This window comes from Rahnella sp. JUb53 (genome assembly GCF_004346065.1).
In the GTDB taxonomy this organism is placed as follows: domain Bacteria; phylum Pseudomonadota; class Gammaproteobacteria; order Enterobacterales; family Enterobacteriaceae; genus Rahnella; species Rahnella variigena.
This window is the reverse complement of the sequence record NZ_SLYT01000001.1, coordinates 627851-652752: the sequence shown is the minus strand read 5'-3', so window position 1 is coordinate 652752 and position 24902 is coordinate 627851. Positions and strand designations below refer to the sequence as shown.

At 49.8% G+C, this 24902-nt stretch carries 22 protein-coding genes and 1 tRNA gene; 13 read left to right on the top strand and 10 right to left on the bottom strand.

Features of this window, described 5'->3' with window-relative positions; genetic code table 11:
* Positions 1 to 3: 3 nt before the first annotated feature.
* The 4 genes from EC840_RS03090 to EC840_RS03075 all read left to right on the top strand — a co-directional run bounded on the left by EC840_RS03090 (position 4) and on the right by EC840_RS03075 (position 5484).
* A complete protein-coding gene (locus EC840_RS03090) occupies positions 4 to 1287 on the top strand; it encodes an oligosaccharide MFS transporter (protein ID WP_132963959.1) in 1284 nt (427 codons plus the stop codon).
* A gap of 59 nt (positions 1288 to 1346) precedes the next feature.
* On the top strand, positions 1347 to 2537 hold the full coding sequence (locus EC840_RS03085) for a glycoside hydrolase family 88 protein (RefSeq protein ID WP_132963958.1): 1191 nt from the start codon (positions 1347 to 1349) through the stop codon (positions 2535 to 2537).
* A 390-nt stretch (positions 2538 to 2927) separates the two neighbouring features.
* A complete protein-coding gene (gene rcsA / locus EC840_RS03080; protein ID WP_112289265.1) occupies positions 2928 to 3542 on the top strand; it encodes a transcriptional regulator RcsA in 615 nt (204 codons plus the stop codon).
* A gap of 241 nt (positions 3543 to 3783) precedes the next feature.
* A complete protein-coding gene (locus tag EC840_RS03075; protein WP_132963957.1) occupies positions 3784 to 5484 on the top strand; it encodes a methyl-accepting chemotaxis protein in 1701 nt (566 codons plus the stop codon).
* A gap of 100 nt (positions 5485 to 5584) precedes the next feature.
* On the opposite strand, the gene dsrB is transcribed toward EC840_RS03075, so the two are convergent.
* The 6 genes from dsrB to EC840_RS03045 form a co-directional block, all read right to left on the bottom strand.
* On the bottom strand, positions 5585 to 5782 hold the full coding sequence (dsrB, locus tag EC840_RS03070; RefSeq protein ID WP_112289263.1) for a protein DsrB: 198 nt from the start codon (positions 5780 to 5782) through the stop codon (positions 5585 to 5587).
* 434 nt (positions 5783 to 6216) lie between these two features.
* Positions 6217 to 6426 (bottom strand): transcription antiterminator/RNA stability regulator CspE, encoded by a 210-nt coding sequence (gene cspE / locus EC840_RS03065; protein ID WP_013575246.1) that lies wholly within the window; start codon positions 6424 to 6426, stop codon positions 6217 to 6219.
* A gap of 298 nt (positions 6427 to 6724) precedes the next feature.
* Positions 6725 to 7600, bottom strand: coding sequence for an ion transporter (locus tag EC840_RS03060; RefSeq protein ID WP_132963956.1), 876 nt, complete (start codon positions 7598 to 7600; stop codon positions 6725 to 6727).
* A gap of 149 nt (positions 7601 to 7749) precedes the next feature.
* Positions 7750 to 8088, bottom strand: a complete 339-nt coding sequence (locus EC840_RS03055) for a hypothetical protein (protein ID WP_112289261.1) — start codon at positions 8086 to 8088, stop codon at positions 7750 to 7752.
* A gap of 247 nt (positions 8089 to 8335) precedes the next feature.
* On the bottom strand, positions 8336 to 9397 hold the full coding sequence (locus EC840_RS03050; RefSeq protein WP_129638747.1) for an NAD(P)-dependent alcohol dehydrogenase: 1062 nt from the start codon (positions 9395 to 9397) through the stop codon (positions 8336 to 8338).
* A 206-nt stretch (positions 9398 to 9603) separates the two neighbouring features.
* Entirely contained in the window at positions 9604 to 10614 is a 1011-nt protein-coding gene (locus EC840_RS03045; RefSeq protein ID WP_112289259.1) for an AI-2E family transporter, read from the bottom strand.
* Between the two features lie 187 nt (positions 10615 to 10801).
* Here EC840_RS03045 and EC840_RS03040 point away from each other — a divergent pair, with 187 nt between their 5' ends.
* From EC840_RS03040 to EC840_RS03025, 4 genes are all read left to right on the top strand, one after another.
* On the top strand, positions 10802 to 11461 hold the full coding sequence (locus EC840_RS03040; protein WP_120163425.1) for an epoxyqueuosine reductase QueH: 660 nt from the start codon (positions 10802 to 10804) through the stop codon (positions 11459 to 11461).
* 339 nt (positions 11462 to 11800) lie between these two features.
* The gene (locus EC840_RS03035; protein WP_132963955.1) at positions 11801 to 12490 is read left to right on the top strand and encodes a DUF969 domain-containing protein; all 690 of its coding nucleotides are present in this window, start codon (positions 11801 to 11803) and stop codon (positions 12488 to 12490) included.
* Positions 12487 to 13437, top strand: coding sequence for a DUF979 domain-containing protein (locus tag EC840_RS03030; RefSeq protein ID WP_129638746.1), 951 nt, complete (start codon positions 12487 to 12489; stop codon positions 13435 to 13437). Before EC840_RS03035 ends, EC840_RS03030 begins: the two co-directional genes overlap by 4 nt.
* Before the next feature lie 11 nt (positions 13438 to 13448).
* Positions 13449 to 14471 (top strand): DUF2891 domain-containing protein, encoded by a 1023-nt coding sequence (locus EC840_RS03025; RefSeq protein WP_132963954.1) that lies wholly within the window; start codon positions 13449 to 13451, stop codon positions 14469 to 14471.
* A gap of 16 nt (positions 14472 to 14487) precedes the next feature.
* Here EC840_RS03025 and lpxA read toward each other — a convergent pair whose 3' ends face one another.
* Positions 14488 to 15276, bottom strand: coding sequence for an acyl-ACP--UDP-N-acetylglucosamine O-acyltransferase (lpxA, locus tag EC840_RS03020; RefSeq protein ID WP_240783345.1), 789 nt, complete (start codon positions 15274 to 15276; stop codon positions 14488 to 14490).
* Between the two features lie 356 nt (positions 15277 to 15632).
* Between lpxA and EC840_RS03015 the strand changes: the two genes are divergently transcribed.
* The gene (locus EC840_RS03015) at positions 15633 to 17264 is read left to right on the top strand and encodes a phosphoethanolamine--lipid A transferase (RefSeq protein ID WP_132963953.1); all 1632 of its coding nucleotides are present in this window, start codon (positions 15633 to 15635) and stop codon (positions 17262 to 17264) included.
* Positions 17265 to 17300: 36 nt separating this feature from the next.
* Here the strand turns inward: EC840_RS03015 and EC840_RS03010 are convergent, their stop codons facing one another.
* A complete protein-coding gene (locus EC840_RS03010; protein ID WP_132963952.1) occupies positions 17301 to 18197 on the bottom strand; it encodes a LysR family transcriptional regulator in 897 nt (298 codons plus the stop codon).
* A gap of 146 nt (positions 18198 to 18343) precedes the next feature.
* Here EC840_RS03010 and EC840_RS03005 point away from each other — a divergent pair, with 146 nt between their 5' ends.
* Complete coding sequence (locus EC840_RS03005; RefSeq protein ID WP_112289251.1) at positions 18344 to 18850, top strand: phenolic acid decarboxylase; 507 nt, start codon at positions 18344 to 18346, stop codon at positions 18848 to 18850.
* A gap of 87 nt (positions 18851 to 18937) precedes the next feature.
* Here EC840_RS03005 and EC840_RS03000 read toward each other — a convergent pair whose 3' ends face one another.
* A complete protein-coding gene (locus tag EC840_RS03000; protein ID WP_132963951.1) occupies positions 18938 to 19966 on the bottom strand; it encodes an alpha/beta hydrolase in 1029 nt (342 codons plus the stop codon).
* A 347-nt stretch (positions 19967 to 20313) separates the two neighbouring features.
* On the opposite strand from EC840_RS03000, the gene EC840_RS02995 reads away from it, so the two are divergent.
* The 3 genes from EC840_RS02995 (at position 20314) to EC840_RS02985 (ending at position 23110) form a co-directional block, all read left to right on the top strand.
* Positions 20314 to 21873 carry an EAL domain-containing protein gene (locus tag EC840_RS02995; protein WP_240783304.1) on the top strand — a complete coding sequence of 520 codons (1560 nt, stop codon included), beginning with the start codon at positions 20314 to 20316 and terminating at the stop codon, positions 21871 to 21873.
* A gap of 239 nt (positions 21874 to 22112) precedes the next feature.
* Positions 22113 to 22889, top strand: coding sequence for a DgsA anti-repressor MtfA (mtfA, locus tag EC840_RS02990; RefSeq protein ID WP_120163434.1), 777 nt, complete (start codon positions 22113 to 22115; stop codon positions 22887 to 22889).
* Between the two features lie 145 nt (positions 22890 to 23034).
* A tRNA-Asn gene (locus tag EC840_RS02985) sits at positions 23035 to 23110 on the top strand.
* 209 nt (positions 23111 to 23319) lie between these two features.
* Here the strand turns inward: EC840_RS02985 and EC840_RS02980 are convergent.
* Positions 23320 to 24672: a DUF262 domain-containing protein gene (locus EC840_RS02980; protein ID WP_132963950.1), complete on the bottom strand. Its 1353-nt coding sequence runs from the start codon at positions 24670 to 24672 to the stop codon at positions 23320 to 23322.
* Positions 24673 to 24902: the final 230 nt, after the last annotated feature.

The window sequence follows — 24902 nt, the reverse complement described above, 5'->3', positions numbered from 1 at the left end:
ACTATGAAAGCGATAAAAACTGCCAGTAAAACGGCTTACTATAAAATGAGCAGCTTTATATTCCTGTATTTTTTCACCTGGTCTTCAAGCTTCGGGCTGTATGCGCTGTGGCTCGGCCAAAAGGCCGGTCTGGACAGCGTCAGTATCGGCACGGTATTTGCCATCAACGGCGTATTCGCGGTGATCATGAAGCCGGTTTATGGCTACATCATGGACAAAATCGGCATGAGCAAATCCCTGCTCTATTTTGTCGTGCTGGTTTCCGCGCTGATGGCGCCGTTCTTTATTTACATTTACCAGCCCCTGCTGGAAAGCCATCTGATGCTTGGGATTATCGCCGGTGCGCTGTATCTGAGCCTTGGCTGGTACGCCGGTGTGGCGGCTTCTGAATCTTACGCCGACCGCTTCAGTCGCCTGTACCACATGGAGTTCGGTCAGGTACGGATGTGGGGCTCGCTCGGCTGGGCGCTGGCGGCCTCGTTTTCCGGCTTACTGTTTAATCTGTCTCCGGCCTGGAACTTCGGTCTGAGCAGCGCCACGTCGCTGGTGATGTTAGCGGTTCTGCTGTCGCTGAAAATTGGTGATGAAGAACTCAAAAATAACGACGTGATTTCTGCGCAAAAAATCGTGTTCAGCGACGTTATTTTGCTGCTCAAAAACCGCAAATTCTGGATGTTCTCAATGTATGTCGCGGGCGTGGCGTGGATGATGTTTGTCGCTGAACAGCAGTTCTCACGCTATTTCGTCACCTTCTTCGACACCAAAGAGCAAGGCAATGCCTGGTACGGATATCTGAGCACCGTGCAGTCCGGTCTGGAATTCCTGATGATGATGGTGATCCCTTTCCTGGTGAACTATTTCGGTGCCAAGAAAGGCCTGCTGCTGGTGGGCGCAGTAGTGGGAATACGTCTGATCGCTTCCGGACTGACCAGCGATCCGCTGCTTATTTCGATTATCAAACCGTTCTACGGGCTGGAAATCGCCCTGCTGCTGGTATCGGTATTCAAATATATCGCTGAGCATTTCAGCAAACGCGTCAACGCCACCATGTATCTGCTGGGTTATCAGGCAATGATTTATGTTGGCTCAATCGTGGTCGCCCCGCCTGCCGGTTACTTCTATGACCGCATTGGTTTCGAACACACGTATCTGGTGATGGGCGGCATTGCACTGTGCTTCACGCTGATTTCTGCTTTCACGCTATCTGCCTGTCACAGCCTGCGTTCCGGCGCGCCAGCCCCCGCAGAACCTGCCGAAAACAACGGCGAACTCGCGCCGCTGAAATGACCGACTGAAATCCATCCATTGACTCTAAGACACTTATTGCTCTGCAAAAGGGAGACGTTATGACGCTCAACATCACGAAAGAAAAGTTACTGCCCGTTGAACTGAACCAGCTGGACAGAATTGCTTTCGCGCAAAAATTACAACGGGCACGCCAGGTGGTGCTCAGTAAAATTTCCCGCAATCTGGATAAATTTGGCGATAAGTTTCCGGCAGAAACCTGCGAAAACGGCCACTACAAACTGACGGAGAATGTGGAGTGGACCACCAGTTTCTGGACCGGACAACTGTGGCTGGCGTTTGAGATGACCGGCGACGACCGTTACCGGCTGGCGGCAGAAAAACAGGTGACGTCATTTGGTAACCGCATCGCTAACCGCATTGATACCGCCACGCACGATCTCGGTTTTCTCTACAGTTTGTCCTGCGTCAGCGCCTTTAAACTGACCGGCAACCGTCAGGCACGCGGATTTGCCCTGCTGGCGGCCGAAGCTCTGATGGAACGCTTCAATAGCAAAGCAAAAATCATTCAGGCATGGGGGGATTTAAAGGATCCGGAACAGGCCGGGCGCATGATTATTGACTGCAATATGAACCTGCCATTGCTCTACTGGGCAAGTGAACAAACCGGCGAACCTCGCTTTGCAGACGCGGCGAGCGCCCATGCGGAGCAGGCTGCGAAATATATTGTGCGCCCGGACGCGTCGACGTATCACACGTATTACATGGATACCGTGACCGGTGAACCGCGTTTCGGCAACACGCATCAGGGTTATGCGGATTATTCATGCTGGTCTCGCGGTCAGGCCTGGGGCATTTACGGATTCCTGCTCAGCTACCGTTATACCGGTGATGAAGAACAGGTCGAGCTGTCACGCTGCCTGGCACATTATTTCCTTAACCGTCTGCCGGAAGATGATGTGTGTCACTGGGATTTGGCGCTGCTGGGCACCGATGCCGTTCGCGACAGTTCAGCCGCTGCCATTGCGGTGTGCGGCCTGCTGAGTCTGGCAACGACCCTGCCCGCCACGGACGACAAGCGCGCCTGTTATGAGGAAATGGCGCTTCGCATCATGGATTCACTGACTGAGAATTATCTGACCGGTGAGCAGGAAGATTGTGATGGTCTGCTTAAGCATTCTGTGTATCACATGGCGAGCGGTAAAGGCGTGGATGAGTGTTGCAGCTGGGGCGATTATTTTTATGTTGAAGCCCTGACGCGCCTGACCCAGTGCTGGCAATCTTACTGGTAATCACAGTGACGCAGCGCTGACACGCTGCGTCCGCTTTTGTTGCCATTTTTCATTCGTGAATTGTTTTTAAGCATAAGCAGCATCATCATCTCCCTGCGAAGTGTTACAGAGTGTTACTGTAACACGCCTGTTATTAAGCCTTTCTTCTATGTCCTTACATCCATTAAGAATAATCCGAATTAGTTTCCTTTTTTTGTTCAGTTACAAAGTTAATCCTGACATAAACCAAATTAATCAAAAACCTCCCTGTCTGTGAGCGGTTGAAAATAACACTTCCAACCGGTCAACTTTCATGCAAAAAGTAGAGTCAGCGCGCATTCTTTGCGCTTTGTGCTGACACCAAAGAATCCAATCATTATGCAGAACAAGGACGTCCTACGAGGACTTACTATGCAAACGATAATCTTGGATCCATGCCGGTATACCCGTCTGGGCTTGCAACAATTACTCACCAGCGAACAGGAAATCAGTTACGCCAGCAGTTTTGACCAGCTTCAGGCCGGATGCGTCAGACTCAAACCCTCTGTGGTGTTTATTAATGAGGATTGCATGTTGTCTCAGTCGCATAACAAAGAGCGGCTGGGTGAACTGATTACTGACTGCCCTGAAACGTTATTTTTTATCTTCATGTCGCGTACGCGTATTCATTTTGAAGAATATATTTTTGTTCGAAAGAACGTGATTATCACCTCGAAATCAATTAAGGCAGCAACGCTCCGTCAGTTACTGAATCATCCCTCACTGCCGCAGGCACAGGATCCGGCCAGTTGTGCGGCGCTGGATATCAGACCGGTGATGCTCAGCCGTTCAGAATCCGCCACGTTAAGAATGTGGATGTCAGGTAACGGAACGATTGAAATATCCGATAAGTTGCAAATCAAAACAAAAACGGTGTCTTCATATAAAGGAAATATTAAGCGGAAAATAAAGTCACCGAATAAACATATTATTTATCACGTTGTTCGTTTGTGTGACCAACTCACCAACGGAATATACGTTAATTAGCCTCTCTCCGGTCCCCGCAACAGGCTGTGTCTTGACGTAGCCTGTAGCGAACGCGATAAATCTGTAAAAATGCGATCTGCGCCACAAATATAAACTGAATACCTCCGCTCAAATGCCGATGAATCTTATTGGCGCTTTCTTTTCGTCACGGCAGGACTTGCCCGCTGGCAATGTCTACATCGCTGTTACTTACCGTCCGGAACCGACGGTATGCAGGATCAACAGAGCGGAATAAAATAATATGGATACTCCTACCCTTTCAGATTCCAGAACGTCTTTCATCAGCAATATTCGACTGATTACCCTGATTAGCCTGATCCTCACCGGGATCCTGTTTCTTTTCGCCATTTCCATCGGTACGTCCAGCTTCTTTCTTAAGCAAAGCAATGCCGCACTCGCGAATGCCACGCAGGAACTGCAAATTCGTCTGGCGCTTTCTAACAGTTCTAACCATCTGCGCACGGCGCGTTTGTTGCTGATCCAGGCCGCTGCTGCTGCCCGTGTCGGCGATCAGGATGTGTTCAATCAGAACCTGACTGACGCCGCCAGCCGGATTAAACAATCGCAGTCTTCTTTTGAGAGCTATATCAATCGCCCGAATAAAACAGAAAAGGATCTGGCGCTCGATGAGCCGCTGAAAAAAGCTTACAACGATTATCTGACCAAAGGCATGGCACCGATGCTGGAATCAGCCAAACAGGCGCATTTTGAAGAAGTCATTTCTCAGGAAGCGGAGACCGTGCGCAACCTCGATCTGGCCAACAACATACCGTTACTGGCTGCCATCGCCTATCGCACCGAAACCGCCAACGCCATTAATGACAAAGCCCAGCGTAACGCCGTTCTCGGTTATACGCTGATGGCGGGCGGCTTCCTGCTGGCGCTGGTACTGACCTTCATCACCTATCTGGTGATGCGCAAAGTGATCATTAATCCGCTTAACCGTCTGGTGACGCGTATTCAGAAAATTTCCGAAGGCGACCTGACTCAACCAGGTCAGAGCAATGGTCGCAATGAAATCGGTGTGCTGAGCAGCAATGTTGAACAGATGCAGCACTCTCTGGCGTCCACGGTGCTGACCGTGCGTGAAGGTGCCGTGTCGATTTATCAGGGTTCAACGGAAATCGCTTCCGGTAACACCGATCTTTCCTCCCGCACCGAGCAACAGGCCGCTGCGCTGGAAGAAACCGCCGCCAGCATGGAACAACTGACCGCGACCGTGAAACAGAACTCGGAAAATGCCCATCACGCCAGCAAACTGGCCGCTGATGCTTCGCGCAAAGCGCAAAAAGGCGGCAGCATTGTGGAAGATGTGGTGACGACGATGGATAAAATTTCGCGCAGCTCATCCAAAATTGCTGAAATCACCAACGTGATTAACAGTATTGCGTTCCAGACCAATATTCTGGCGCTGAATGCCGCGGTGGAAGCCGCGCGGGCGGGCGAACAGGGCCGTGGCTTTGCCGTTGTCGCCAGCGAAGTGCGCAATCTGGCGCAAAGAAGTGCGCAGGCCGCGAAAGAAATTGAAACGCTGATTGAAGAATCCGTCGATTACGTGGGCGAAGGCTGCATTCTGGTCGGCGACGCAGGCGATACAATGTCTGAAATCGTCACCGCCGTCGGTCATGTCACGGATATCATGGGTGAAATCGCTTCCGCCTCTGACGAGCAAAGCCGCGGGATCAGTCAGGTCAGTCTGGCCGTGTCGGAAATGGACGGCGTCACTCAACAAAACGCCTCACTGGTGCAGGAAGCCTCTGCGGCGGCGGCATCGCTGGAAGAACAGGCTGCGCGTCTGACTCAGGCCGTCGCGGTATTTCGTCTTGAGGGCACCACTCAACGAGCTCCGGCAAAGCGCCAGCCACCGGTTCGCCCCCTTTCCGCCCCGGACTCGCGTTCATCCAAACAGGCCAGCGAACAGCCTAACTGGGAAACGTTCTGATCCCGCAACATTGCTTTAAAAGACAGCCTTTGAAACAAAAACACCGGCGGCATTTGCCCTGGTGTTTTTTTTATGCCGACAGCCTGTTTGCAGGCGAAGACTATTCGGTGCCTTCGCGCGGTTCGACGAATGTGCCGTCTTTGCTGTCACCTTCATTGAAGAACCAGATGCCTGCCGGATAATCTTCCAGCGACACCAGATACATGATACCTTCGTAAAACTCTTCAACGGCTAATACTTTACCCGGACGGCGTGGTCCACCGTCGGTTTTCACTGTCACAAGATCATTAACTTTCATCAGGTTATCCCATGGTTTTCAATTATGTTTATTGTAGTACAGACCGCCACACAAAAGCAGGTGGCGAGGGGAAAGTTAGCCTGAAAAGCAGAAAATAACCCTGCGGCACTAATTTGCATTTCCTTAACATATTGCGGCCAGAATCCTGACTTTGATATCCACTATACTGACAGCGTGCTCACCCCCGAGGGAGTACAACAATGAATGTCATAAGAAATATTTTTGCCCGCCACTATGCGGGCTTTTTTTTGTTCTTTTGCCAGCACCTTCCGGCAAAGCAGTTATTGCAGAGCAAACTCCGCCTTCTGCATCCGCAAATGACATCCTGACACAGGATCCATAAGCCAGATCGACAAACTACAGACGTAAAAAAACCCGCGCATGCGGGTTTTTGTTATCTTTACGTTTATCGCTGAAACAGCGGTAAAGCAAGATTAGATAGCGGTAACGTTAGCCGCAGACGGACCTTTAGCACCGTTCTCGATAGTGAACTGTACGTTCTGGCCTTCAGCCAGGGTCTTGAAACCTTGATCCTGGATAGCGGAGAAGTGTACGAACACATCTTTGCTGCCGTCAGCAGGAGTGATGAAGCCAAAGCCTTTAGACTCGTTAAACCACTTAACCTGACCTTTCATCATTGACATAGGAATTACCTTTTAAAAATAAATTTCGCCACCATGGGCATGTTATAGCCGGATTTCAGTCGTTACTTATGGAGGCACTAAGAAGGAAATTCGTCAGAGCAGGGTTATCATGGATAACGCTTTAAATTGGAACAACTTTACTCAGGATGTCGTGCATAAATAGGTCTGTACCACAGGCCGGTATGTATTTACTCATGACTGCCCTTTAATAGCAACTCTTTTTAATGCAATGGTGAGGTAAACCCCAAAAATAGTCGAAATACGTACCAGATAGTACAATCATTGAGCAGTTATCAGGCTATTTTTCAACAGGTTGGGAAGTATCGGCTTCAAGAACCGCTCCGCAATGCGCACAAAATTTTGCATCAATTTCATGTCTTGAATGCAGACAAATCTGACAAGAACGCGCCGCACGTCCTTTTTCCAACTCTTGTGACATATAAGCGGTCAAAATCCCGGTAGGAACGGCAATGATGGAATACCCGAGCAGAATAAGCACCGATGCCAGCATTCGCCCCAGCGCGGTATGTGGCGTGATATCACCGTAACCGACCGTGGTGAGCGTGACCACCGCCCAGTAAACTGAGGTTCCCAGTGAACTAAAACCGTCATTCCCCCCTTCTACCGCAAACATCAGTCCGCCAAATAAACACAAGATGATCGCCACAAAGCCGAAGAAGATGCCCAGTTTACGTCGCGCGCGCATCAGGCTGCGCCACAAGAGCCCGGCATCACTCATATAGCGCAGCAATTTGAGCACCCGAAGTACCCGCAGGACTCTCAGCAGACGTACCAGCACCATCAGATTCGTTGACAACGTGAGCGACGGTATCAACCAGATGATATACATCGGCAACACAGTACAAAGGTCGACAATCCCAAAAAAGCTAAACGGGTAGCGAGTTTTTCGTGGTGAGGAAATCAACCGCAGCACGTATTCCACCGTAAACACGGTGGTGAACACCACTTCCATCAGGCCAAGCTGTAGCAATATCTTCGGCGAATTGGGGAAGAGATCACTTGCGCTCGACTCAATGAACAAAGAAATGACACTCAGCAGCGAGATAACAATCCAGAAGGTTTCCATCCGGCGACCGCTGCGTGTGCGGTGATCAAATAAAAGGGCATAACATCTGCGTCGTGCTGACGCGAAATAGCGGTAATCCTGAGACATAAACGACACCGGCAAAAGGAGTTAAGGCAAGAATAGACGCTTTTAGACGCCGCGCCTATGGGTGAGAAAGTCCAAAAAAAAGCCGGTCACATATTGTCTTTACAAGACCCGGTGACCGGCATTTTACAGCACGAATGTTGCGTGCTGGATTAATCCATGAGCTCTGAAACTGCATTACGGACATAAGCCGTAATTTGCGCGACGTCTTCCGCGTCAGCACTGCCACCGCCAATTGACCGCACGGTGTTCTCCAGATGGCCAATATCCTGTTCGACTTTCTTCGCAATCTGCACTTTAACAATCGTGTCGACAGAAGAAATAAAAGCCCGCATCACGGCTTTCAGGGCGAAAATCTCACCGAAAGAATCGTACGCAGGTTTGTCCGCAGCGGTTGGTTGCGCTGCACGTGGCGGCAGGTCTTTCAGCCTGTCCACATGTTCAATCATCAGATCCATGTCTCTGATGAGTTCATCAAAACTCTTAGCCACTGGTTTTCCTTCGCCCGGCGAAAGGCAGCAGGATACCACCGCGCTTTCAAGCCGAGAAGTCACAGAAACGTGTAAAGAGTAAATTTCGCCACAATGCGCCTGCCCTGCTGATTTAACTCAATATTCAGGACAGACGCATTAGGTCGCTATTTAGCCAATATTGCTAATCAACGCGTAATAAATGCTCTTCAGCGTGCAACACACGCTATCCAATGCGCAATACACGCGTTTCAATGCGCAATAAAAGTTAACCGGCGTTTTTCAGTGAAGCCATATCAACAACAAAGCGGTATTTCACGTCGCTTTTCAGCATACGTTCGTAAGCGCCGTTGATATCCTGCATGTCGATCATTTCCACATCACAGGAAATGTCATGCTCAGCGCAGAAATCCAGCATTTCCTGGGTTTCCGCGATACCGCCGATCAGGGAGCCGGCAACGGTTTTGCGGCCCATGACCAGTTTACCGCTGTGCAGCGCAGGTTCGATTGGCTCGATCAGGCCAACCAGAATATGCGTACCATCACGCTTGAGGGTTTCCAGGTACGGATTCAGGTCGTGCGGGTTCGGTACCGTGTCCAGAATAAAGTCGAAGTGATTTTTCACTGCGGCCATTTGTTCTGCGTCGGTAGACAACACTACGTGGTCAGCGCCCAGACGGTAAGCTTCCTGCTCTTTGCCTTTAGAACGGGTGAATAACGTCACATCCGCACCCAGCGCTTTAGCGAATTTCAGGCCCATGTGACCTAAACCCCCTAAACCAACCACCGCGACTTTATGGCCTTTACCCACTTTCCAGTGCTTAAGCGGAGAGTAAGTGGTGATACCGGCACACAGCAGCGGGGCGGCAGATTTGATATCCAGCTTTTCAGAAACGCGCAGTACGAATTTTTCTGAAACAACGATTTCTTCAGAATAACCGCCATAAGTCATCATGTTGTCATGACGATCAAGGCTGTTATAGGTCATGGTAGCGCCTTCTTCACAGTACTGTTCCAGGCTTTCTGCGCAGGACTCACAGTGCTGACAAGAATCGACCATACAACCGACACCGACGGTATCGCCGACGTTGAAGCCTGTTACTTTCGCGCCAACGTGTTTAACGCGACCGATAATTTCATGGCCCGGAACCATCGGATAAATGCTCTGATGCCATTCGTTACGAGCCTGGTGGATGTCTGAGTGACACACGCCACAGTAAAGAATGTCGATCACAACGTCGGTATCACGCGGGTCACGGCGAACAAAGTTATGAGGCGCGAGAGGCGCATCCGCTGAATGTGCAGCGAAACCACGAACGTTAAGCGTCATTTTTTTCTCCTGGTAGGCAAACGGAATACTTCATGCCCGCACGAACTGCAGGCACCAGGAAATTATGCGGGTTTTAGATGACAAACAGATATAACGATTCTCGCTATTGCTTGCCTGAATCTGTTTTTTTCAGGATTTTTTGAAAGGATTGTACAGTGACTAAACAGTGGCGCCCTGCGGGCAAGGCGCCATGTTTTAAGAAAGGATTAAATCAGACCCGCTTCTTTCAGTTCGCTTTTCATATACGCGTAATAGATAGGTGCGGCCACGACGCCGGGGATACCAAACGCGGCTTCAAAGACCAGCATCGCCAGCAGAACTTCCCAGGACTTCGCCTTAATACGGCTGCCGACAATACGCGCATTCAGGAAGTATTCCACCTTGTGAATGATGATCAGATACGCCAGTACCAGCGCGCCGACCCACAATGAAAGGGAAAGACCGACGATGAAAATCAGCGTGTTAGAAATAAGATTACCGATCACCGGTAGCAATCCGCACACGAACGTTACCACCACCAGCGTTTTTGCCAGCGGCAGGTGAATGCCGAACAATGGTAAAATCCCGAACAGGAAAATACCGGACAAAACGGTGTTGATCAGCGAAATCTGGAACTGAGCAAACACAATATTGCGGAAGGCTTCACCCAGCAAACGCATCCGCTGCAACAGTTCCTTTTTCAGCGGCGCGTGATGTTCACCGTGATTCGGTTGCTGAAGCGAAATAATCGCGCCGAGGATCATGCCGATAATCATCGTCAGAAACACATGTGCCGCGTTCTTGCCGAAAGCCTGAATCATCACAATATGCTCGCGTAACCATTGCAGGAAACTGCGCTGTAACTCTTCAATATTGGCGGGCAGATAATGCAGCAATACCGGCGAAAGACGGCTCTGTGCGTCGGAAAGCAAACGCGACACCATGGCATTAAAGGCCACCGGATTTTTCATATCTTCCATCAGAAAATCGGCAATACCGGCAATCGCCACCGTCAGGAAACTGACGACCAGCGTACCGATAACCGCGACCACAACCCAGCGGGCACGTTCTCCGCTGATGATTTTCTGAAAGTACGGCGTCAGGGCGTTGATGAGTTCAAACACTAAAAAACCGGCAATAAAACATGCCAGTAAATGAAGAGGAAGAATCAGTAACAGCCCGCCCATCACAATCAACACACTGAGCCAGCGAATTTGATTCGATCTCATAATCTGCATTACCTGTTTCCTTAAAATCTCTGTGTAGCGGGCTGCGCCCTGCAATCATCCTTATCATAGCACTGAACAATACACCGCCCTTCTACGCAAGCGTAAACCCGCAAGAAAATTTTGACAGTCACGCTGGGTTCTCTATGATCGGAGGGTATTAATAGATAAAGAAAATCCTACATTCTGGTGAATAACAATGTCTGAACTCATCCGCGAAAAGCTCACACTCCCTGAAGGTCACGATAAATTGCTGCTGCACTCCTGCTGTGCGCCCTGTTCAGGTGAAGTGATGGAGGCCATTCAGGCGTCGGGGATCGATTATACAATCTATTTCTACAACCCGAATATTCACCCGCAGAAAGAATATATGCTGCGCAAAGAAGAAAATATGCGTTTCGCTGAGCAGCATGGCATTCCCTTTATTGATGCAGATTACGACACCGATAATTGGTTTGAGCGCGCTAAAGGAATGGAAAATGCGCCTGAGCGCGGCGAGCGCTGCACCATGTGTTTTGATATGCGCTTTGAACGCACGGCACTTTATGCCTGGGAAAATGGTTTCAGTGCCATTACCAGTTGTCTGGGTATTTCGCGCTGGAAAGATATGAAACAAATTACCGGCTGCGGCGAACGTGCAGCCGCCCCTTATCCGGGCATGGTGTACTGGGATTATAACTGGCGTAAAAAAGGCGGTTCAGCGCGAATGATTGAAATCAGCAAGCGCGAGCGTTTTTATCAGCAGGAATACTGCGGATGCGTTTATTCCTTACGTGACAGCAACTTACATCGCAAATCGCAGGGGCGCGGACTGATCAAACTCGGCGTGAAATATTACGGCGACGAGGACGACGAATAACCGCTTTTCTCTTTCCTCTCTGCCCTGCAAACCCGGCCTGAGCGCCGGGTTTATTATTCTGCTATTTCCCCCCTCACCTGTCAGATACACCAGATAAAAATCTGCGGTCAGTTATTTATATTGCAGGATTAATTCACTGCATTATTTAACCATTCCCCTGTGAGATTTTTCGCTATTTTTTCCATCTTGCGTTCAGTCATCACGCTTGTTACTTTCCGCTTCACGCATTTTTTATGCGAATTAGATCTATGTAATTACACAGGGTTATTACCGGTGTATTCACCAGGCAGAGAACCATCAAAAATATAAAACAAACACAACAACATTGAGGGACACACCATGTGGGTTTTAATTGGTATTCCGATCGTCGTGCTGGGATTCGCACTGCGGTTTAATCCATTATTAGTGGTCACCGTCGCCGGTATTTCAACCGGGCTGGCGGGCGGTATGCACACCGTTGAGATCATCAGCGCTTTCGGCAAAGCCTTTACCGATAACCGTTATATGGGTCTGATCTGGCTGACGCTTCCGGTGATTGCCATTCTTGAGCGCAGCGGCCTCAAGGAACAGGCGCGGCATCTGATTTCGAAATTCCACGCTGCCACCACCGGCCGTGTGCTGATGTTGTATTTCTTCCTGCGCCAGATGACCGCTGCGCTGGGGCTCAATTCTCTGGGCGGCCACGCGCAGATGGTTCGCCCGCTGATTGCACCGATGGCAGAAGCGGCGGCAACCACCAAATACGGTGATTTACCCAATGATGTGCGCCAGAAAATCCGTGCTCACGCCGCGGCGGCGGATAACGTTGCGGTATTTTTCGGTGAGGATATCTTTATCGCCGTGCAATCCATCCTGCTGATCAAAGGTTTTCTCGAGCAATACGGCATTAACGTCGAGCCGCTGCATCTTTCGGTCTGGGCAATCCCGACGGCTATCGCTGCGCTGATTATCCACTTTATTCGTTTGTGGCTGCTTGACCGCTCGCTGGCAAAACGTTTTGACGTTCATCACGGGAGTTCAGCGAAATGATCAGCTTACAAACCGTTTATATCCTCGCAGGACTGATGTTTTGCGCTTACGCCTTCTTTAACCTGCGCGATAAAAGCAACGCGCGCCGTTATGTAAACGCGCTGTTCTGGGGCATTTACGGCATTACCTTCCTGTTTGGCGGCGAGTTACCGCATTTCGTCACCGGTTGCATGGCGATATTACTGGCCATTATTGCCGGTACCGGAAAACTCGGGAAAGGCAAAACAGACAATGATCAGCCGGAAATGGTGGAAAAACGTGAAGCGGGTGCGAAGCGTTTTGGCAATAAACTGTTCATTCCTGCCCTGCTGATCCCGATTGTGACCCTGATTGGCACCCTGACACTGAAATACACCCCGCTGGTGGAAGCCAAAAACGTTACGCTGATTTCACTGGTGATCGGCACGCTGGTGGCATTTATTGCCGCGCTGGTGATGCTGCGCGATTCGCCGGTTAAGGCGATAAAAGCGGGCGGTCAGACGATGGATACCGTGGGCTGGGCGGCCATTTTGCCGCAAATGCTGGCCGCACTCGGCGCGCTGTTTGCGCTGGCGGGCGTCGGCGGCGTGGTGTCTGAACTGGTGAAAAACATTATTCCACTGGGATCTCCGCTGGCGATTGTTATCGCTTATACCTTCGGCATGGCGCTGTTCACCATGATTATGGGCAACGGTTTCGCCGCTTTCCCGGTGATGACAGCGGGTATCGGCTTGCCGCTCATCGTGAATCAGCTGGGCGGAAACCCCGCGATTATGGGCGCTATCGGGATGTTGTCCGGTTTTTGCGGAACACTGATGACGCCAATGGCTGCGAATTTCAACATCGTTCCGGCGGCGTTACTTGAATTGCAGGATAAAAATGGCGTGATCAAAGCACAGTGGAAAACCGGCGTATTGCTGTTGCTGGTCAACACCGCCTTTATGTATCTCTTTGTGTTCCGTTTCTGATAAGGGAAAAGATGACAACGCAACCGACAACTACTCTGACGCCAGAAATGGCGTCCCGTTTTGCCTCGCTGGCGCTGAATCATTTAACGCGCGAGTATCCTAATAAAATCATGCACGCCATGAGCAGCGCCGCGGATGCGCAGACCCCGCGCCAGCTGCATCCGATTTTTTACGGCAGCTACGACTGGCATTCCTGCGTTCATGGTTACTGGCTGTTATTACGTTTGCTGGATCGCTTTCCTGACCTGCCGGAAGCCGGAAAAATCATCAGCGTGGTGACGGAGCATTTTACCGCCGAAAACGTCTCGGGTGAGATGGCGTATCTGCAACAGCCGCAACATAACGGATTTGAGCGGCCTTATGGCTGGGCGTGGTTTCTGGCGCTGACTCAGCAGTTGCATGAAATGACATTGCCGCAGGCTGCAGGATGGGCCAAAACGCTGGCACCGATGAGTCGCTTCTTTGAGAAAAGCTTCACTGACTTCCTGCCTAAAGCCACGTATCCGCTGCGCGTCGGCAGTCACTTTAATACCGCCTTTGCTCTGGCATTGACGCTCGATTATGCGCGCAGCGTTAAACATACTTCGCTGGCATCAACCATCGAAGAAACGGCACTGCGCTGGCATCTGGAAGATGTACATTGTCAGGCGTGGGAACCGGGTGGTGATGAATTCCTTTCCCCTTCCCTGATGGAAGCCGAACTGATGCGCCGCGTGTTACCTCGCGACGCCTTTGTCACCTGGTTCGGGCGTTTCCTGCCGGAACTGGCACACAGCCAGCCGGCGACGCTGTTCACACCGGCGACTGTGACTGACCGCAATGATGGCAAAATCGGCCATCTCGACGGACTCAATCTCAGCCGCGCCTGGTGTCAGCGTTCGCTGGCGTCGGCATTACCTGCCGGTGATCCGCGTGCTGCACTGTTGCGCCAGACCGCCGAAGCCCATTTGCACAGCGCGCTGGATCACCTCGACAGCACCTATATGGGCGAACACTGGCTGGCGACTTTCGCGCTGTTAGCCCTCGAAGCCTGACTGTCCTTTCCTCCGTTCAGCGCACAATACCGCGAGCTGAACGGAGGAAAAATTCATTGAAGTGGCACAGCAACGGATATTCAACACTCAGACGCCCGATCTCCAGTCTCACTTTTTCGACCGCCGCCTGCTGGTGATAAAGCAGGTCATACAGATAATGGATCACCTCGCGCACAGCGGGTTCTGCCTGCCTGAATGCTCCGGCCTGTTCATTAATCCCCTGCGGCGACGCGCGGTTTCCGCCCGCCTGAACATAAGGCGGCACATCCTGCACAACGCAGGATCCGGCCAGCAAGCGGACTCCCGTACCAATAATGCAAAACTGATGCACCGCGCACATAGCTTCAATGCAGGTGTCATCTCCCAGCACAACGTGTCCGGCCAGTCCGCTGTTCTCGCCCATAAACGTGGCATTCCCTACCAGACAGTCATGGCCGATATGCACACCGCGCTCGAAAGTATTGTCATCACCGATACGGGTCAATCCCCCGCCCTGTGCGGTTCCCCGATGCAATGTTGCGTGGCGGCCGATCCTGTTGCGGTTGCCGATTTCAAGCCCGGCAGCTTCTCCGGCATATTTCAGATCCTGACTGATTTCGCCAATCGAAGAGCCCATGCCGATCTGGTTATCTGACCCGATTTTCGTATTGCCGTTGATGACCGTATGCGAAGAAATAATTGTTCCTTCACCAATTTGCACACCGGCGGAAATAATACAAAAAGGCCCGATAACCACCCGCGGGCCGATAATGACACCAGATTCAATGATACTGCTGGCCGCGATGGTGGCCGAAGATGAAATCAACACAAACGTCCTTCTGACAGCCGGTAAGCCGCCAGTGGTGAATTAAACGTGTCAGGAGTAATCAGGGAAGGTCAAAATGAGCGGAAGGAACGCACTCAGAAAGGCTTAAACGAAACGGTTTAGATTAAACAACGCTCCGCTATACCGCACAGGATAAGGGTTTCGGAGGGGAAAACAGGTGAACTATATTTTATTTATTTTCTGAACCTTTTCTAAAAACCCATCACGTAAAACATTTATGACACTCCCGTTAAGGCTTTCTTAAGCTTGAATTAATATGATTCCTGCCATCCATTCCTGCACGTTATGTTTGCCTCGCATTACGTTGGCTTTTTCACCCCTTTTGGGAGTTTGCATTGCGCTACTTATTGCCAAAAATCAGCTATTTCAAGCTGACCTTGCTCTTAACGCTGTACTTCACTTTTGTGGTTAACTTGCCGATTCTGCTGCATTTTTATCGCATTCTCCATGCGTTGCCCGCTTATAACCTGGCTTTTGCCCTGAGCATTCCTGTCGCACTGTTTGCTGCGCTGAACTTTGTGTTCACCCCTTTTAGCGTCCGGCCGTTGCTTAAGCCCTTCTTCATCATTGTGCTGCCGGTCAGCGCCCTCGCCAGTTTTGCGATGATGACCTTTCAGGTCGTATTTGACCGAAGCATGATTGAAAACATTATCGAGACGCAATCGGCTGAGGCGACGTCGTACCTCAACCTGAAGGTGGTGCTGTGGTTTGTGTTTACCGGCATACTGCCTGCGATTTTGTTATTCCTAACGCCGGTAAGCTATGAAAAAACCCGCCTGCGCCGCCTCGGTGTGCGTCTGCTGTCGATGGTGATTTCACTGCTGGTAGTGGCGTCGATCGCCGGTGTTTTCTATAAAGATTATGCGTCTGTGGGGCGTAACAACCGCACGCTCAATCTGGAAATCGTCCCGACTAACTATCTGTACAGCGCTTTCCAGTACATGAATCACCGTTATTTCACGCCGAAAATGCCGTTCCAGACGATTGGCAACGATGCAAAACTGGTGCAGCAAACAGGCCAGAAACCGAATCTGGTCTTCCTGGTCGTGGGTGAAACCGCGCGGGCGCAAAATCAGTCGTGGAATGGTTATGGCAAACCGACTAACCAGTACACGCAGGCCATTGCGGATGTGGTGAGTTTCAGCAAAATGACGTCATGCGGCACGGCGACGGCGATTTCCGTGCCGTGTATGTTCTCGAATATGAAACGCACCAGCTACGACGCTAACCGCGCCCGAAACAGCGAAGGCTTGCTGGATATCTTGCATAAAGCTGGCGTTTCCGTTTTCTGGAAAGATAACGACGAAGGCTGTAAAGGTGTCTGTGACCGCGTGCCAAACGTCATTATCCCGACTAAAAATGACGGCAAATATTGCGACGGCGACACCTGCTACGACATGGCGCTGATGCAAAATATCGATGAGGATATTAAAAACGACGGAAAAAACACCCTGATTGCCCTGCACCTGATTGGCAGTCACGGGCCGACGTATTCCAGACGTTATCCCCCGGAATTCCGCAAGTTCACACCTGACTGTCCGCGCAGCGACATTGAAAACTGTACGCAGGAACAGCTGGTGAATACCTACGATAACACCCTGCTCTACACCGATTATCTGGTGTCACAGGTCATTGAAAAAGCGAAGCAGTATCAGGACAAATACAATGTGGCGGTGATTTATCTTTCTGATCACGGTGAATCGCTGGGCGAAAACGGTCTGTATCTGCACGGCACGCCATACAGCGTGGCACCTGCGCAGCAGACACATGTTCCGATGCTGTTCTGGCTTTCCGATAATTATGCGAAAGCGCAGGGAATCGACATGCAATGCCTGAAAGACAATGCGGCGGACAAAGAGGTCTCACAGGACAATCTGTTCCACACCGTGCTCAGCGCGATGAATGTACAGACGTCAGAACGTGACCCTCAGCTCGATATTCTTGCCGCCTGTAAAGCCTCCCGCTGACCGGGACAGCGTTATGAAACGGTTTGCTGCCGGATTTCACGGCAGCAAACTGCACTCCTGCAGAATACTTTTCGCCAGCGCACTGACCGTTTGATCATAGCGCTGCGTTTCATCATCCAGCACCATATACAGCGACGTTTGCCTGACGGTTCTGGCTGACAACATCAGGCGGCTGAGCAATCCGTTTTTCAGCGCGTTATCCACGCTTTCCAGCGGCAGCCAGCCGTAACCAACGCCCACCGTAATTGCTTCAAGCGCCGCACCGACCGTGGTGAATGTCCACTGTGCCACCGTGCCTGCCGGATGTTTATCTTTCGGCGGCGCGTGACGGTCAGCGACGCTGATCAGCGGGAAACGCGCCAGATCCTGAGCGGTCAGCGGAGCAGGCAAAGACAACAGCGGATGATCGCTTTTCGCCACCGGAACAAAGTCCACATCCAGCAGAAAACGTCCATGGATTGCGTTTTCAGGCGCGAGCGTGGTGATGTACAAATCGGCCGATTGTTCACTGAGTTGTGCAAGGCTTTCCCCGCGTAAAATCTCAGTCAGATGCACCCGTGTATCCGGGAATTGCGACTGAAAGTGTTTAAGTGCGCGGAACAGTCTGTTTTTGGGAAACACGCTGTCGACCACCAGACTCAGTTCGGTGCGCACACCGTCTTTCAGCCCGGCAGCCCGATGTTCAAGCTGTAAAAATGCCGATATCAGCGGTGTTGCCTGCGCCAGTAAAGCGCCCCCCTGTTCGGTCAGCGTCGCCTTTCTGCCGTTAATTTCCAGCAAGGGTAAACCGATGCGTTCCTGTAACCCGCTCAGGGCATAACTGACCGAGGACTGACTGCGGTTGAGCACCGTTGCCGCCTGCGCGTAACTGCCCTGTTCAATCACCGTTTGTAACACCACCCATTGCTCCAGAGTGGTTCTTGGCAACGCCATATCGTCATCCTGTCAGAATAAAACACATCTATATTTTAGATGATTTACATCTGAAATCAGCGTTTTTTTATCAGTTTTTTAAGATGTAATATTCTTCTCAACGAAACGAAATGTTTCATTCCAATACTGAGTTAAGGAGAATTACCATGAGCACATTTGATAAACATGACCTGAGTGGTTTCGTTGGCAAACATGTGGTTTATACCTACGACAACGGCTGGAATTATGAAATCTACGTCAAAAACGCGCAGACCCTGGATTACCGTATTCATAGCGGGCTGGTCGGCAACCGTTGGGTGAAAGATCAGAAAGCGTATATCGTGCGGGTAGCATCTGATGTGTACAAAATTTCCTGGACTGAACCGACCGGGACTGACGTCAGCCTGATTGTGAATCTGGGCGATAACGTGTTCCACGGCACCATTTTCTTCCCACGCTGGGTGATGAATAATCCGGAAAAAACCGTCTGCTTCCAGAACGACCACATTCCGCTGATGAATTCTTACCGTGATGCGGGTCCGGCATATCCGACTGAAGTGATCGACGAATTCGCGACCATCACCTTCGTGCGTGATTGCGGTGCGGATAATGACACTGTGATCGACTGCGCTGCGAGCGAACTGCCAGCCAATTTCCCGGATAATCTGCGTTAATCACGCAGTTCTGCAATACCAATAAAAAACCGCAGCCCGTTCATTCAGGCTGCGGTTTTTCATTATTGAAACGGAAAACAGTGGAAATCAGCGTGACAGCGTTTTCAGCAATGCCGCGTTAAATTTTTCCGGCTCTTCCATCTGCGGAGCATGGCCGAGGCCTTTAAATTCGATCAGTTTCGCATGAGGGATCAGTTTCGCGACCTGTTTGCCCAGCACGTTGTAATGACCGATTTTGGCTTTTACCGCAGGCGGCGCGATGTCGCTGCCAATCGCTGTGGTATCGGCAGTGCCGATCATCAGCGTGGTCGGCACGCGCAGGTTTTTGAATTCGTAAAAGACCGGTTGCGTGAAAATCATGTCGTAAATCAGCGCTGAGTTCCAGGCCACCAGTTTATGCCCCGGCCCGTTATTCAGCCCTGCCAGCATATCGACCCAACGGTCGTATTCCGGTTTCCACTTATTCACGTAATAGGTTTTGAGTTCATACTGTTTAATGCTTTCTGCCGTGGTTTTCAGCTCACGGTCGTACCACTGATCCACGGTGCGATAAGGCACGCCCTTGGCTTTCCAGTCTTCCAGACCAATCGGGTTCACCAGCACCAGTTTCGATACTTCCGGTGCAAACATCAGGCTGTATCGCGTCGCCAGCATACCGCCGGTAGAATGCCCGACAATCACGGCTTTGGTTATTTTCAGGCTTTTCAGCAACTCATGGGTATTGGTCGCCAGTTGCTGAAAACTGTACTGGTAATGGGAAGGTTTGGTCGATGAACAGAACCCGACCTGATCGGGCGCGATCACCCGATAACCTTTACTCACCAGCGCCGAAATGGTGTCGCCCCAGGTCGCGGCACAAAAATTCTTACCGTGCATCAGCACGACAGTCTGACCATTTTTATGCCCGGTGGCCGGTACGTCCAGATAGCCCATTTGCAGCGGAGCACCCTGGGAATTAAAAGAGAATTGTTTCAGCGGAAAAGGATAGTCAAAACCCTGTAGTTGCGGCCCGTAGCTCGGCGCATCAGCAGCAAACGCTGAGCCGGAAAAGACTGCACCTGAAAAGGAGAGAGACAACACAGCGGCAGAAAGAAGCACTTTAAAACGGGGAAGCATCGGATAGTCCTGGTGTCGGTGACGGACAGACGGCATAAAGTCTTATGCTACAAACTTTATGCCGCCAGTAAAACCCGATATCACTCAAACCGCACAAACTGACGCAGACTTGAGATCCAGCTTAAACGGTAAATCAGACCGCCCGGTTCACTGGAATAACGGCACCGCAGTGCTTCAGCCGGGATAACACGCTGACCCTATTTGATAGACACAAAAAATAGTTAAGCAATGAATTATTCATGATTTGCATCAAAAGACTGGCTTATCAATGGCGTGAAATTAACCTTCTTATCCAGCTGTAACAATGGTTAACACCATTATGGGTTATATTAACAGAACAAAACTTCTTGCTCCGTCTCTCACTGGTGGATATCTCTTTGGGCTCAAACTGGTTAAACCGATCATCTATGCGGATTTGCCTCGCGCTGCTTGCGTTCACGCTGGTCGCGGCAGTCGGGATACTGGCTATTTCCTGGCAAACGTCGCAGGGATTACGGCGCGATGTGAGCGCCAGCCTGCAACAATCAGTGAGACTGGTGGATATGACGCTGGATAATGCCGCGATCGCCGCCGGCGCGGTGGAAAATCTGATTGGTGCACCTTGTGATCAGCCGACCATTCAGGCGCTGCGCTGGCAGGTCGCCAAAGTTCCCAACGTGCGCACCGTCAATTTATATCGCCAGCATAAAGTTTATTGCGCCTCTTTATTCGGTGAGCGAGACGATACGATTTCCACTCAAAATTACGTCGATGGAAAACTGATGCTGATGAGCGGCAATATAGTGACGCCCGATCACCCGCTGATTGCCTATCGTCATGATGTTAACGGCAGCGGCGTCCTGGTCGGGGTCGATGGTTATTTCCTGCATAATATTCTGCAATTGCTCAGCACCCATGCGTATCTGATCCTGCAAGTCGGCGACAAGTGGATGGACAGCCAGGGCAAAATTCATACTTCTGAAATCTGGCCTGATGGCGAAAAGTTGTCTCTGAAATCCTCGTTATATCCCTATGAAATGCAACTGGTTATCCGCCCGAGCGATCACTGGGGTTATATTTTCGACTACGCCACTGTCAGCCTGATCCTGTTCCCGCTGATCAGCATCTTCATTGCTTTTATGACCTATGCGCTGCTTGGCCGGTTGGGTGGCCCGGTTGCTACACTGAAAAACGCGCTGGGGAAAAAACAATTTATCCCTTACTTGCAGCCGGTTGTGGATGGAACAAACCATGAAATCACCGGCGCTGAAGTTTTGATGCGCTGGCAGCATCCGCAGATGGGGCTGATCCCGCCTTATCAGTTCATTCCTCTGGCAGAAGAAAGCGGGCTGATTGTGCCGATGACCCGCCAGATGATGGCGCAGGTGCGCGATCAGTTCGGCCCGATGGCCGCTCAGTTGCCAAAAAATTTCCATTTCGGGTTCAATATCTGCGCCAGCCACTTTAAAGACCTGACGCTGGTCGAAGACTGCAAAGCCTTTATTGACGCCTTCCGGGAGAACCCGATCAATCTGGTTCTGGAACTGACGGAGCGCGAGCTCATAGAGCCTTCAGAAACCACCCACAGCCTGTTCAGTGCCTTGCGCCGGATGGGCGTGCTGGTCGCCATGGATGACTTTGGTACCGGCCATTCCAGCCTGGCTTACCTGCAAAAATTCCACATCGACATTTTGAAAATCGACCAGAGTTTCATAGGCCGGATCGGCACCGACGCACTGGCCGGGCATATTGTCGATAACGTAATTGATCTGGCTAAACGCCTGCAAATGGTCATCGTGGCAGAAGGTATAGAAACGCAAAAACAGGTGGATTATCTCGCCCCCTATCGCCTCGAATACCTGCAAGGCTACTTTTTTGGAAAGCCTGTTGATCCATCTGAATTTATCGATAAGTGGATCAGGCATTAACCCTTCCCCGCGCCCGCCGTGCGTTTCGATGCGGCGGGCACGTTGCGCGCTCTGTGACTAGAATAATAACGTGAGCTACGTCTGATTAGACGTGTGCGCATTTTGCTTAAAATCTTATGATGTGTAACATCCATTCAGAATTGTCCCGATACGCTGCTAACCTGTTGAAGTTACTTGTATTGGTGTAGTCTGAGGCAAACCCTGCTGATAAATTGAATGATCACTTTGCGAGCAAGATGATGATTAAGTGGCCGTGGAAAGCGAATGAACTGAAAATTGAGAAATCAGACGCGTGGAATGACGCTCTGAATATCCCACTGTTGTCCTCCCTGAACGAGCAAGAGCAACAACGTCTGATTCAGGTCGCCAGCCAGCTTTTGCATCAGAAACGACTGGTTCCTTTGCAGGGTATTGTGCTGACTGAACAGATGCAGGCACGCATTGCATTACTTTTTGCGCTGCCAGTGATGGAACTCGGTGCGTCGTGGCTAGATGGTTTTCATGAAATTTTGCTCTACCCTTCCCCTTTTGTTGTCGATTCTCCATGGCAGGATGAAAACGGACTGGTTCATGCCGGTACGCAAATTCACGCCGGTCAGAGCTGGGATCAGGGTCCGATCGTGCTGAACTGGCAGGATATTGAAGACTCCTTTGATAACTCCGGTTTTAACCTGATCATCCACGAAGCCGCGCATAAACTTGATATGCGAAACGGTGGCGAAGTGAGCGGTATCCCGCCGATTCCGTTACGCGAAGTGGTGGCCTGGGAGCATGACTTACAGGCGGCGATGCAGAATTTGCAGGATGAAATTGACACCGTTGGCGAAGAAGCGGCCAGCATGGATGCCTACGCAGCGACCGATCCGGCAGAGTGTTTTGCCGTACTTTCTGAATATTTCTTTAGTGCCCCAGAATTGCTTTCGGAGCGTTTTCCGCTGGTATACGGTCATTTCACCCGTTTTTATCAACAGGACCCGCTGGCAAGGCAACTTCGCGGTCAGCGTTGTGATTGTTAAAAGGCGGAATTAAACGGTTTTTCTTATCAAAAAAGTGAAGTTTTACGGCTATATTGATTAGTTGCTGAGCAGTCGCACTGCTTTTCACGAAATTGCCATTGACACTCCACATCCCTCTGGATATTATGCGCCCCGTTCACACGATTCCTCTGTAGTTCAGTCGGTAGAACGGCGGACTGTTAATCCGTATGTCACTGGTTCGAGTCCAGTCAGAGGAGCCAAATTAGAAGAGCCCGCTTAAGGAAACTTAAGCGGGCTTTTTGCTTTCTGTGGTTTTTACGAATTTGTTACACAAAGCAGGTTTTTAATCTTTCGATCAACAATTCTCTCCCACTCAACACCTACTCACTATTGAACTGCTATGAGGCGGATACTCGTTCAGCACATCAATTAATCGGCATCTCGAAATAATACTTAGATGACTGAATCATTAGACCAACCCGGTGTCACCTTTAGGTCTGGCCCAGTTGCAATAACGATGTGTTAGCCGGGCATTTTCAGGAATAGTCCTTCCACCTATCCAATATTGCTTTATGTGATCAAGAGCGGCATCATCTACTGACTGAATGTGTTGCTTACAAATTGCACACGTAGGATCAACTGACATCATTTCCTCTTTAAGTTTAAAAGTGAAACAACGCGGTTCTTTTTGATTGATGCCAAGGATAGACTGCAACGACAATCGCCATTTGTCGAAGCGTACAGTTACTGCTTGTACTGAACTAGTAGACAACTCTATAGAGTCTATAAATTCTTGGTCTTCAGTCATTAGATAAACCAGTGCTTCTTTTACAGAATCTAAATTCTGATAAACCTTGTTTTTATCTTCCTTAGAAAAAGAATATATTAATACATCATATAAAGAGGCATTAAACTTTTTCGGCTCCCAATAACCATTTGGCTGACCTTCTTTTCCCTTATAAAATCGTTTGAAAGAATTCTCTCCAAAAGCCGAACGAATTATTTGGCACGAATTTTTGAACGCTAATTTCAATTCGAGAATATCTTTATCTGAAATATCTCTTTTTTCTAATGCCTCTGAATTAAGGAAATTACGCATTGGTGCTTTATAGTTGAGATAAGTTTTGTGATAGAAAGCACAAAAACGAAGAACTAACTCTATATCCTTCATCCGTTTGTCAGGCCCTTTCAGGCCAGCTATAAACATGAAATCAGGATCTTCCGCCATCTCTTTCAGCGCAAGGTTGAAGTTTCCACGATAAAGACAATTTCTCAACTCTTGGTCATTCAATTGAACTGAACCTGTATTCAGACGTTCAAATATTTCAAACTTTAGGTTTTCGTTGGAATCCTTTTGAAATGTGATAGCACGTATTTTGTAATATCGGACTCTATCTTGTAACTCATCTGACAGATCGCTGAATTTCTTTCCATTTAAATCTGTGCAGACATTCAAGCCATTAAGTTTGAATGTTTTACCATCTGGCAAGTGACCATCAATAAAGGAAAAGAAGGATGTTAAACGCTGTTGTCCATCAATAACGTATTCCTTGCCATCTTTTTCTTCCGATAAATAAATAATGGGCAATGGAATATGAAGAATCGCTGACTCAATTAACTTACTCGCTTTCTTTGCGTCCCACACGAACTGACGCTGAAAATCAGGCTGAAGTATAAGCCGTCCTCGATTCCTTTTATTATGAAGGGATTCAATTTCAAGATCGCCACTTGAGGTATGAATCCTATTGTCCTCAGGTGCAATTTGTACTTCTTCCTCACCATCATCATCAAATCTAAGTTCATTCTCTTCTTCAGGTAGCATCCGGCATCCTCAGCTATTAGCATAACGTCTATTGTATGTTTTAACGATTCAATGAAGGGTTCACGCTTATAGAGCGAATCTTTACCTTCTTTCATTTCAAATAGGAATCTAACTCTAAAGCTTCTATTTTTCAATGTTATGAACGGCAATTCAATACAAAAAATTCTGTATAAGTAAGGTGATTTTAAAACTAACTATAATAATCTTGTTTACCCTGACGCCAACCCAAA